The organism is Shewanella sp. MF05956 (genome assembly GCF_059758055.1).
In genome coordinates this window covers 159474-170470 of sequence record NZ_JCAYNV010000010.1, presented here as the reverse complement: position 1 = coordinate 170470, position 10997 = coordinate 159474, and the positions used below count along the sequence as shown (strand labels likewise).

Sequence of the window (10997 nt, the reverse complement as noted above, 5' to 3'; positions counted from 1 at the left end):
AAATGTCATTAAATCAATACCACGTCGTACGACTTCTGCAACAGCAAAGTCAGTCTTTAGGCAATAATATTGCTCTAGAAGGCTTCGAAATGCCAGCTCCTTGGCATACTGTTACTTGGAATAAATTCAATACATTAACTGACACGGTTGCCCAACTGTTGATTGAGTTTGGCTTACAAGTGCAAGACAAAGTAGTGATATTGTCACAAAACTGCCCACAGTGGACTTGTGCTGATATTGGTGCACTTAAAGCGCGTAATGTAGTGGTGCCTGTCTATCCAACCAGTACACTTGAACAAGCGGTGTTTATTGTTAATGACGCTCAAGCAAAATTAATTTTTGCCGGTGATCAGCAGCAATATGACATGGCGTGTGACATTGCCGCTCAAGCCGACTGTGTGCAACAGATTGTCGTGTTTGATGCCAATGTTAGCTTACGCGCCGATCATCACCTGTATTTTGATTCGCTATTAACCGCACAATTTAATCCAAGCGTGACCCAAGAGTTAACCAGCCGACTAGCCAATACCAATCTTGATGACTTGCTCACATTGATTTATACCTCTGGCACAACTGGTAACCCAAAAGGGGTGATGATCGATTACCGCAATTTTGCCTCGATGATCAATCAACATGACCAAAAATTACCTTTTACCGCCGGTGATGTGTCTTTAGCCTTTTTGCCGTTAAGCCATGTATTTGAACGCGGCTGGAGCATGTATGTATTGTGCCGTGGCGGACATAATGTTTACTTAAATGACACCAATAAAATTAAACAAGCTCTGGTTGCCGTTAAGCCACACACCTTATGTGTCGTGCCACGATTTTTAGAAAAAATTTACAGTGCCGTGCACGACAAAGTCGGTAAAGCGCCTAAAGTACGCCAAGCATTGTTCGCCTGGGCGATGAAAGTCGGTAAGCGTCAATTTGAAGTAGACCAAGGCCGTGCTAAATCGAGTTTATGGTTAAGTGCCCAGTGGACGCTGGCGAATAAGCTGGTTTACAGCAAATTACAGCAAGTGCTCGGCGGCCGACTTAAATTTATGCCAGTGGGTGGCGCAGCACTCGATGTCAATGTGGGTAACTTTTTCCACAGTATTAGCGTACCTGTGTTGTGTGGTTACGGCATGACCGAAACCTGTGCCACAGTAACGTGTAATACCCTAGATAATCGCGTGCCAGGCTCAAACGGTAAGCCGTTAGATGCCATGCAAATCAAGCTGGGCAAAGACGATGAGATTTTAGTCCGTGGCGACACGGTAATGCGAGGCTATTACAATCGCCCCGATGACACCGCCGAAGCCTTTGAGGACGGTTGGCTAAAAACCGGTGATGCAGGACGTATTGATGAACAAGGTAACTTATATATTACCGACCGTATCAAAGAGTTAATGAAAACCTCTAACGGTAAATACATTGCCCCACAGCGTGTTGAAGGTAAGGTTGCATGTTGCCCGTTTATCGAACAAGTGGCCATAGTTGCCGATGCACGCAATTACGTGTCAGCGCTGATTGTGCCAGCATTTGAAGCGTTAAATACCTGGGCTACTGCGCAGGGCATACATGTTGAAAACCCAATTGAGTTGTTACGTCACTCACAAGTGGTGGCACATTTTGAACAGCGCTTAATCGAGCTTCAACATGAGCTAGCTGGGTTTGAAAAAATCAAAAAATTCACCTTATTACATGAAGCATTCTCGATGGAATCTGGACTTATCACTCCAACACTAAAGCTGCGTCGTAAAATGATTTACAGCAAATATCACAGTGAAATTAATGCCATGTATGGGCAGTAACGCTTCATCAAGAACATCCCCAAAGGACGCATTCGCGTCCTTTTTAGTAATACTTAGTGATAATTGTCAGTATTTCCAGTAGCGGTACAATACTCTATTTTAAAATTAGGCAGCATAGAGGGAACTATGGAAATAATCACGGTAAATGGAAAGCCTGTTTTTAGATCTAGCACTCAGTCGTTTTATGACAATCATTTAGCTAGAAAATTGCTAGTGGTTTTTTGAAGAGATGAGTGTTGAATGATGAAAAATACGCAAGGTGAGGATGTTACTTTTGGGATATTTCCGCCCTTGTTGTCATTTATAACCTTTTTAATTGCTTCTGTGCTGATGACTATATCATTAGGTGTAGGGGCATCTGTTGCAATGAATTTTTATTTTGACCCTTCACCAGAAGCGATTTTAGGCGTGTTAGCCGTTTTATCTATCATTTTTTTCTTGGTGAATTACCAAGTTATTCTAGGTTCATTTTTTGCCGTCAAGGTTCTAAAGCTATTCCAATATGCTCTCTTAGTTTTACTGATCCCTATTGTGATAATAGAAGGCTTTTCCGTGGAATTATTTATTGTTAAATTGGTTTCAGCAGTTTTAGCGATGAGCTCAATTTTTATTTTAGACAGTAAAAAATATCGAATTTTTGTTCAACATCGATTAAATAGTGTTGAAGACTATAAATCTGTTCTTGCGGAGATAGCTGCTGAAGAAGGCGCTAAATATTAAAACCGCTCTTCGTTGATTAAACTCACTTGTAGATCTGTTTTATTGGTCAAAAAGTGTAATCAGTCCTTGGACGTTACCCGCCTTAATTTACCTAGTTATTTCAGGTGAGTTAGTAAAATTAATGGCTCGAAAAGGCAACATAAAAATTATCCATGAATTTCGTTTACATTTAATGGATGCCGTTGGAGTTTCAATGAGCGTTTCTGGTAGCCTATTCAATGGAACAATTGAAACAATGGCTATTGGTATATATGAAGAGCTCGCTGATTGATGAAAAGACAAACTAAAAAGAAAAGTGATGGCGATATTGTCGGATTATTTCCACCTATGAAGTCCATAGGGGCTTTTTTAGCTACGATACTATTCATGATGCTTGCCATATCGCTTTTAAATTTTCTCATTTTAGAGTTTTATTTTGGTATAGTTGATATAGGGAGCGAGCTTCTATTCTTATATTTTGCGGCATTAGTAATTCTTTTCAATGGCTTCAATTATGCAATTGTTAGAGGATCTTTCTTTGCTGTAAAAGTCTTTAAATGGTATTTCTGTATTTTATTTATTATATTTTTGCCGACAGTGTTTTTAATCGCACAAGAGGCCACATTTATTTATGCATATCTGTTAGCCGTCATTGTTTTATTCATGTCACTTTACCTGTTACAGAGTAAATACTATCAAATTTTTGTTGAGTATCAGTTTGATGCTTTAGAGGACATCAAGGAAGTTCGTGCTGAAATAGCGGCTGAAGTTGCAGCAGACAAAGCTAAGCATGGAAATAAGTTCTAGTTGTTTGGCTTCAGAGTGACAATGATTTAAGCCGATATTTGATGGCATTTTGTCTGTTTAGTTGATTTTGGCCATCATAGATGAGTACGATCCCCAATCGAGAAAATAATTTTATTTGATTTTTTAGATGGTTACTGTTTGCCCCCTAACATGCCCCAATAATTCCTTCGCAATAAAGACATTTTTAATGACCTCGAGTGAGATGTGTCGTTAGAATGGGTTAATGACATTTGTTCATCGAAAAACATCAATGGACTCAACATAATAAGAAAGGACTTTTTTGTGGCAGACACTCAATTTAGCATGACCCTTAAACCGCGTTTTTGTGAAACCGATGCTTTAGGACACATCAATAACACCGTAATCCCTGTGTGGTTTGAAGCAGCGCGTGAGCCGATTTTTGATATTGTAAATCCGGGGCAAGATTTAACTAAATGGAATATGATTATTGCCGGTTTTACCATCGCCTTCGCCGCGCCAACCTACTACGGCACAGAAGTGACGGTGAAAACTCACATTAGCCGTTTGGGCAACAGTAGTTTTGATATTTTACAAAGCTGTTGGCAAAACGGTAAAAAGACCGCAGAAGCCACTACCACCATGGTGCATTACAATTATCAAACCGAAAAAAGCGAACCATTGGCCGACAATGTGCGCCAGCAATTAGCTGCGTTGACGGGTCCGGTAAACGGCTAATTAACGCAAAAACTTAACCACATAACTGCAGCTGGCATTAATATGAAAACCTTCAGATTTTGCCCATGCCAGCCCAGTACGCACTAGCTTTTCTGCAATCCCCTGGCCGCGCAATGCTGGTGGAACAAAGGTGCGATGAAAATCAATACTTTGGTCCGCTAAGTGGTATTCAAGCATGGCTTCAACGCCTTGAATGTTGACCACAAAACGATGTTGTTCGGCTTGGTGCTCTACGGTGACGACGTCTTGATTACTCATGGTGTTATCCTTGTAGTGTATTGATTTCAATATTTATTACAGACATTTACTGATGCTTCGATAGGGCGGCCAGTAATTCTGGGGTTAATTTGGCTTTTTGTCCCGTTTTAAAGTTAAACATCACCACTTTAGCCCAACCCTGTGTAGTGACCGATTGCTGAGTCTGGCTAAACACGGTGTAATGCATCACGAAGCGGTCTTCTGTAATGTCGCTAATTTTGATGCCTACAATAATTGAGTCAGGAAACGTCAGCGGGCGCTTAAAGCGGGCGTTAGTTTCGCTTAATACCGGGCCTACACCTGTGGTTTTTAAGTCGGCAAGTAGGTTAATTTGATTAAAGAAATCGAGACGCGCCGTTTCAAAATACTTAAAGTAGACCGAATTATTAACATGTTGCAGTGCATCCATTTCCCCCCAGGCGACTTGAATTTGAGTGCTGATAGCGTGTTTGGCTAAAAAGTCTTCCATGGGATACCCTGTGTGAGATTAAAATTAAACGCTTGTTTGAAAGCGTCGTTAATCTACCAGTCACAAGACGGAACAACAAGGGTTATGGCCACTGGCCGACAATTTATAAGGACTTTATCTTGCCAAAACCGACATTATTAACCACCTCTAGCACATGGCTGTCGTCTGGTTGGGCGGTATTTTCAGCACGGCTAACAAGGTTACAAACCCAACTAAGCTTACCGCAAAAGTTGTATCTGCTTGCGATAGTATTATTGTTTACTACAGACTCTGTGGTGTGGGTAGCGGTGATTAGTGTTATTGCAATGTCGATTGAGTTTTGGCATTTGTTTGAACGTATGTGGCACAGTTTGGCGGGTAAGGCGGTGTTATTATTGTTTTATGCCATTGTGGCTAACTTTGCGGTTGCCAGTTCAAGCTCGGTAGTAAACGATGTAGTAGGCGTGGCATCGAACAGTTTCAATTACACTCACAACTTTGCAATATTGCTTTATATTCCTGCGTGGAGCGTGATTATGAGCAGTATTGTGTTGTTGCTTTTACAGCTTATTTTCCCGCTAATGTTTAGCGTGTCATTTTTATTGCGTCCTTTTGGCGTGACTAATTTTAGACTGATTAATCATCAACATTTTCATCGCACCACATTTTGGGTGCGAGTGGTGCTTGCGGCTGTGGTGTTGTATCACTTAGCCATGTTAATGGATCTTTACGGCCAAGTAGAAAAAGCCTTAGACGACCCGCAAGTCGTGCAACTCGTTGAAGCCCAACCTGAAGAAGCGTTAATAGTCGAAAATGATTTGGCTTTGGTTGCGAGCGGCCTAGCAAAAGAGGTGAAGCCGAAACCTAAACCAGTACCTAAAGCTAAAACGGCGGCAGAAATTGAGCGTGAAAAAGAATTAGACGCTATCGATGAAATTGCTAAACAACCTTATAACCAACTACGCAGCCAGTATTTTTCTAGCGTGCGTAAAGCGATTGCTTTATTTGCATTTCAGCTTGAGGCCAATGCCAAATCGCGTTGTAAAAAGTCAGCGAAGTCGCATGTGGTAGAGCTTAATGATTATGAAATTTTAGAGATCACCCCTGATATCAATGGCGAATATGGTTACCATTTTGAAGTGAAGAAATGCATCTCGCCGGCGTTTCCCAGTTAAGTCTGGTGAGTTATGGTGAGCTAGGTAAATAAGATGAGTTGGGTGAACGAGCTTTGCTTTTAACGAAAACAAAAAACGACCCTTAAGGTCGTTTTTTTAGTCATATTGTTTAAACCCGAGGCTTAGTCAAAATGCAGCTCATTAAAACTGGTCACTTTTTTACAATCTGCTTGGCGCTGGCCGGCAAAGCGAAGCATTTGGCAGGTTGTCATTCCCGCTGCTGCAGCGGCTTTTAGCTCTTCAGCAACATCTGACACAAACAAAATTTGCTTTGGCTTGAGGCTAATCGTATTGCAAATGTTGCAATAGGCTTGCTTGTCTAATTTATTGCCAGTGCGACTATCAAAATGGCCGCTAAATGAAGGGGTTAAATCACCTGAGTCAGAGTGGCTAAATAACAGTTTTTGTGCTTCGACAGAACCTGAAGAAAAGCTATAAATACGGATACCTTTTTCTTTAATGCGCTCAATGCTGTCGATAAAATCAGGGTAAATATGCCCTGTAAAATCAACACGATTGTAGCCTTGCTTCCAAATCAAACCTTGTAAGGTTTTCAGAGGCGTAACTTTACGGTCTTCGTCGATCCACTGCTGTAAAATTTCAGTCACACGCGCTAACGAGGCATCTTGCTCAAGGGCGATATCTTTAATGTCGCTGATGCAACAATCAACCAAAACATTGTGTTGGTTTTGCTCAAGAAACTCAGCCATTGCAGTGCGTGAATATGGAAATAACACATCCTGAATAAAGTTAAGATCGGTAGTGGTACCGGCGGTATCAACGATGATAGCTCTAATACTCATAAGATTTGTGACTCCCAAACAATAATTAACTTAATGATGATCCTATGCTTTATTGGCCGCTAAGGCTAGTGCTATTGATTATATTGCGTCGAGGTTTGACGACTTTTAGTACAAGATGTGAGCTAGATTTAGATAATGCTAAATTGCCTTGTGTTAGTGGGTCTGTTAGGTTCAATAAGGTGTACAAAACAAGGACGATAATATGGTTACAGTAATTAACGGCTACACCACTAAGGGATTGAATTTATGGGGGCGATGCCTGTTTATTGGCTCGCTGTTACTGAGTGTCATCGCTGTAAATACCCATGCTGCGAATGCGCCGAAAATTGATGCATTTCCACAACCGCAAACCGAGATCCTCAGCGTTAACTTAAACTCATTTAGCACCGCGGCCGACTTTGTTGTGACGTTACCTCATGACTATGCCGAGCACCCCGACAAACGTTATGTGGTGTTATTGGATCTCCATCCTCGCAGTCATTTGTATTTAAGCGGTATGCACGATTGGATGAGCCATAATGGTGGTTGGCCGTGGTTAGACACCATTATTATTACTGCGCCAAATGGCCATAAAGGGTTGGGGGAGTTAAAGTCTGCCGCGATTGAGAAACGAGGCGATCAAGGATTACTCGACTTTTTTGAACAGCATTTGCTGCCCGCCATCGACAAGCAATACCGCACCAATGGCTTTCGAATTTTTAACGGCTTTACTGGCAATGCTGGCTTAGTGTTGCATAGCTTACTCAATCGCCCTCAGTTATTTAATGCTTATATTGCTGCCAGCCCAGTACTGTCTGATGATTTTGCCTTTGTGCTAAACGATGCGCCTAAGCGGCTTAACACTCTCAAGGGTAAGCAAAGATTGTTGTTTATGAGCACCAGTGACAGCGATTTTGAACAAAGACAACTCGACTCGTTTGCCATGCTTGAAGATATGCTTGTAACCCACGCCAATGCGCAACTGAGTTATAAAATAAAACGCTTTGATGGCAGTTACTATATGACGCAACCCATTTTGGCTACGGCCATGGGTATCGAGATGATATTTAACGATGTGCATACTGTATTGGCTGCAGACTCCGCAATATCACAACAAGGAACGAGAACGATTTTAGCCTACTATAAACGCTTGTCTGATGACGTGTATGGTTTTGATGTACCCGCTATTGATTCGTTATTGGCACTTGGAGACAGTTTTGTTGACAATAATCCTGCACAAGCCATTGCGGTCTATCAAGATACGCTAAATGCTTATCCGAAGGCGCATACCGCGTATCATGCTTTAGCCATGGTGTATGCGGACTCAGGCGAGTTAACTAAAGCGATTACGGCTGAAAAACAAGCCTTAGCAAGTACTGAGCATCCGTTTTATCTGAATAAATACACTCAGCAATTAGCGACATTTCAACAGCCTCAACAATAATTCACACCAGTCAATGTAAAGTGTCACAGGGCCGAGCTGTCCTGTGACACACGTTATCATGGCCCGTTAATCAACCTATTTTGCGGTTTCGTGGGCCAGCCACTGATTAATTTTTTGCTCCATCAAATCCAGCGGCAATGCGCCGTTTTCTAATAAACGGTCGTGAAACACTTTAATGTCGAACTTATCGCCTAAGGTTTGTTTGGCTTTTTCACGTAACTCAATAATTTTCAATTCACCGAGTTTGTAACCTAGCGCTTGCCCTGGCCATACGGTGTAACGTTCAATTTCGGCTGTGGCTTCTGATTGATGAATTCCTTCGGTGGCAATGGCATAGTCAATGGCTTGCTCGCGGCTCCAGTCTTTTGCATGCATGCCAGTATCTACGACTAAACGTACTGCACGATGCAGCTCAGATTGTAGGCGCCCAATATCGTCAATTGGGTCATCGGCATAAATGCCCATCTCGGCAGCTAAACGTTCAGCATACAAGGCCCAACCTTCACCCGCAGCGTTAGAGTAAAACACGGTACTGAGTAATGGCAGTTCATCAGATAAGCCAATAATGGTTTGCAAATGATGCCCAGGATTGGTTTCGTGGTAAGTCAGGGTTTGCAATGAATATGATGGCAATGAAGCCGTGTCATATAAGCTTATCCAAAACGTACCTTTACGGCTGCCATCTTGTGAGGGTGCATCGTAAAATGCGCCACTAGTTGATGCCGCGCGGCTGTCTGGTACCGCTGCAATCGCTACGTCTTGATTGGGTAAACGACCAAACCATTGCGGTAATTTAGCGTCAATAAGTGCTAAATCAGCATCAATATCGGCCATCAGCTGTTGCTTGCCTTCAGGTGTATTGGGGTAAAGGTATTTGGGATCATTTAGCAATATCTGCATGCGCTCACCCACAGTGCCGTTAACATAGCCGACTTTTTTCAGTAATCCGTCCATTTCTGCGGTGATACGTGCAACCTCTGTTAACCCAAGCTGATGAATATCCTCAGCGGTTCTGTTTGAGTTACCTAAATGCTGGATCATTGCTTTGTACAGCTTTGCACCTTGGGGTAGGTGGCCAATACCTGCATTATGGCGAGCCTTGGGCTGCACAGCTTCTAGTGCAGCAATTAATTGGCGGGTTGCTGCGTAGTATTTGGTATCGACTAATTCAGTGGCTGATTTAACCAAAACATCACGATTAACCACGTTAGCCGTATTGAGTTTAGCGTTAAAGCTGGTAACTAAAGGGTGAGTCTTTGCCGGGCCACTTATTTGAGATTTTAAGCCGCTCAAGGTGTTATTAATCACAAAGTCTGGTGGGATAACACCCACTTCTACATCATGGTTTAATTTGTCGATTAAGGTGCCCATCGCCGCAGGGTACATGCTTAAGCGAGTTAAATAAGCCTTTGCTTCGGCGGTATTGGTGACGGCAAATTTGTCTTCCATGTAACCTGGAAACTCAATCTGTAAGCCTGATAAATGATTCACAGCATAAGGTAAAAACCACACACCATATTCGCCCAAAACCGTGCCATAATTAACCACTTTAGCGGGTAATAATGCGCCTTTAATTTCAGACTCAATGGCCGCTAAGCTGACTTTTTCTGATTCGGTTAACGTTTTAACGTCAATGGCTTCAAGTTGCTTGAGCATCGCTTTTAAGCCATTACGCCGATGGGTTTCACCTGATGGACTGTAGTCTGTGAGTTTTGACATGATTGTGGCATTGATGCTGGCATCACTGACACCATAATAAGTGGCAATTTCCGGGCGCATGACAAAGAAATCTTTAGTTATTGAGGCCATTTGTTGCTTAAGGCTTTGGCTTGTCGCGGCGCTAGTTTGGCTCGCTTCACCTGTTGTGCTGTCGGTTGGGGTTGCTGAATCAGTACATCCGCTGACAAGTAGGGCGATTACTAGGGCGTTTATTATTTTATTCATGGGTTACTCTGCCGGGCTGGTTGGCGAATTAGGCTACATAGCCAATGACTTCTCGTTATACTTCTCGTTACTTGTGCTAACGACTTATGCCAACTACTTATGTAAGTGAATTAGTCGGTTTTGCTAGTCAATAAGGGTATTGAATGTCGATGGTTTTTACGGTTATTGACGACTGTTACTGACTAGGTTTTTTTCACCAGAGGTGTAAGCTTGGTGATGTATCGTGTTCGATTTTGGTTATGGTAGCAGTTTTTAGCGTTAGATCACGATTTTACCGAGTACAGAAATATAGTCTAACCTTAGGACTGTTTAATACTGTTATTTAATCCCCTTATTAGCGCCTTATTTAGTGCGCAATATTGCTACAAATCCTTAGAACTGCTTATTAATACGGTTAAATATAAAGGAGCGAGATATGTTAGGTGAAAGCCATGCGTTATTAGTCGATTTTCCTGAGTACACAGTGACCATTTTAACGTTAATTGATGGTGACAGTGAGTTTGCTGCCAATGCTCGTCGATATCATGATTTAGACACTGAAATCCGCAAATTAGAGTTGAAAAATTCCCCAACGAGTGATGAGTTTATGCATCAAGCGAAACACGAGCGATCTGTGCTTAAAGATAAGCTTTATCTTCAGTTTACTAAAACGTAGAGGTTTTTCGGCAGCGAGGTGTCGATAGTATTTTTCGTCTTCCCGGCAGTGTTTTTAAGCCGGGATCCCGGTGTTAGTTTTTGTCGTGTTGTACTCATGCCCTGCGGCCACTAACGTCGTGGCGCTTCGCCCACACCAGACCAAGAGGAAACCAACGGCTGTTTCCTCTTTCTTTTTTATAAAAGAACTGGCCCAGCCGTCACATCAAAATTATCCCATTTGATTTAAATAATAGAGGCGATAATTTCGCTACGTGGCTAAATCCAGCTTTTTGACTGCGCTTATAGCCAGCT

General features: G+C 42.2%; 11 protein-coding genes. 7 read left to right on the top strand and 4 right to left on the bottom strand.

What is annotated here, in order from left to right:
- The first annotated feature begins 2 nt into the window (after window positions 1-2).
- The 4 genes from AC19MX_RS12845 (at window position 3) to AC19MX_RS12830 (ending at window position 3998) form a co-directional block, all read left to right on the top strand.
- On the top strand, window positions 3-1796 hold the full coding sequence (locus AC19MX_RS12845; protein WP_498298515.1) for an AMP-dependent synthetase/ligase: 1794 nt from the start codon (window positions 3-5) through the stop codon (window positions 1794-1796).
- A gap of 240 nt (window positions 1797-2036) precedes the next feature.
- Complete coding sequence (locus AC19MX_RS12840) at window positions 2037-2516, top strand: hypothetical protein (protein ID WP_498298513.1); 480 nt, start codon at window positions 2037-2039, stop codon at window positions 2514-2516.
- A 270-nt stretch (window positions 2517-2786) separates the two neighbouring features.
- Window positions 2787-3302: a hypothetical protein gene (locus AC19MX_RS12835; RefSeq protein ID WP_498298511.1), complete on the top strand. Its 516-nt coding sequence runs from the start codon at window positions 2787-2789 to the stop codon at window positions 3300-3302.
- 303 nt (window positions 3303-3605) lie between these two features.
- Window positions 3606-3998 carry an acyl-CoA thioesterase gene (locus AC19MX_RS12830; RefSeq protein ID WP_432402411.1) on the top strand — a complete coding sequence of 131 codons (393 nt, stop codon included), beginning with the start codon at window positions 3606-3608 and terminating at the stop codon, window positions 3996-3998.
- Here AC19MX_RS12830 and AC19MX_RS12825 read toward each other — a convergent pair whose 3' ends face one another.
- Together AC19MX_RS12825 and AC19MX_RS12820 are read right to left on the bottom strand one after the other, a co-directional pair.
- Window positions 3999-4256 carry a GNAT family N-acetyltransferase gene (locus AC19MX_RS12825; RefSeq protein ID WP_432402225.1) on the bottom strand — a complete coding sequence of 86 codons (258 nt, stop codon included), beginning with the start codon at window positions 4254-4256 and terminating at the stop codon, window positions 3999-4001.
- 46 nt (window positions 4257-4302) lie between these two features.
- Window positions 4303-4725 carry an acyl-CoA thioesterase gene (locus tag AC19MX_RS12820; RefSeq protein WP_498298509.1) on the bottom strand — a complete coding sequence of 141 codons (423 nt, stop codon included), beginning with the start codon at window positions 4723-4725 and terminating at the stop codon, window positions 4303-4305.
- 119 nt (window positions 4726-4844) lie between these two features.
- On the opposite strand from AC19MX_RS12820, the gene AC19MX_RS12815 reads away from it, so the two are divergent.
- Window positions 4845-5879, top strand: a complete 1035-nt coding sequence (locus AC19MX_RS12815; RefSeq protein WP_432402229.1) for a hypothetical protein — start codon at window positions 4845-4847, stop codon at window positions 5877-5879.
- Between the two features lie 122 nt (window positions 5880-6001).
- Here the strand turns inward: AC19MX_RS12815 and mtnC are convergent, their stop codons facing one another.
- Window positions 6002-6682 carry an acireductone synthase gene (gene mtnC, locus AC19MX_RS12810; RefSeq protein ID WP_498298507.1) on the bottom strand — a complete coding sequence of 227 codons (681 nt, stop codon included), beginning with the start codon at window positions 6680-6682 and terminating at the stop codon, window positions 6002-6004.
- 202 nt (window positions 6683-6884) lie between these two features.
- On the opposite strand from mtnC, the gene AC19MX_RS12805 reads away from it, so the two are divergent.
- On the top strand, window positions 6885-8105 hold the full coding sequence (locus tag AC19MX_RS12805) for an alpha/beta hydrolase-fold protein (protein ID WP_498298505.1): 1221 nt from the start codon (window positions 6885-6887) through the stop codon (window positions 8103-8105).
- Window positions 8106-8180: 75 nt separating this feature from the next.
- Here AC19MX_RS12805 and AC19MX_RS12800 read toward each other — a convergent pair whose 3' ends face one another.
- Window positions 8181-10049, bottom strand: a complete 1869-nt coding sequence (locus AC19MX_RS12800) for a DUF885 domain-containing protein (RefSeq protein WP_498298503.1) — start codon at window positions 10047-10049, stop codon at window positions 8181-8183.
- 415 nt (window positions 10050-10464) lie between these two features.
- Between AC19MX_RS12800 and AC19MX_RS12795 the strand changes: the two genes are divergently transcribed.
- Window positions 10465-10704, top strand: a complete 240-nt coding sequence (locus AC19MX_RS12795) for an HP1242/YdcH family protein (protein ID WP_498298501.1) — start codon at window positions 10465-10467, stop codon at window positions 10702-10704.
- Window positions 10705-10997 lie beyond the last annotated feature (293 nt).